Annotated in this window: 1 protein-coding gene; it reads left to right on the top strand. The window is 32.2% G+C overall.

All coding sequences use genetic code 11. The features are described 5' to 3' along the window. Window positions 1-206 (top strand): hypothetical protein (locus Q4528_RS13525; protein WP_303522047.1); only part of this gene is annotated, 206 nt, incomplete at its 5' end. Between the last annotated feature and the right edge of the window lie 80 nt (window positions 207-286).

Here is a 286-nt window from a genome sequence, read left to right as displayed (position 1 = left end):
ACACTGTGTTTTGTAGCAACCACGAATCTATATGCGACTTTGAAAGCAACACTTCAAAAATAAACCAATTCAACACCCTGCCCGATGTACTTAAAAATACAAAATTAGCACTACTCATTAACGAAGAAAATATTAAAAAAAATCTCGCAATTGTTCAAAAAGAACTCTCAACGCTAACGCTGCTCATTAATGAAGAAAATAGTTAAAAAAAACCATTAAAAAACCCAGTTTAAAAACTGGGTTAGAGTGTCGATCACATAACTATATAACCGTAAGGTATAACTAC

The sequence above is a fragment of the Staphylococcus pasteuri genome (assembly GCF_030547725.1).
In the GTDB taxonomy this organism is placed as follows: domain Bacteria; phylum Bacillota; class Bacilli; order Staphylococcales; family Staphylococcaceae; genus Staphylococcus; species Staphylococcus pasteuri.
Note: the sequence above shows the minus strand (reverse complement) of the source record. Positions and strands in the feature narration are given on the sequence as shown.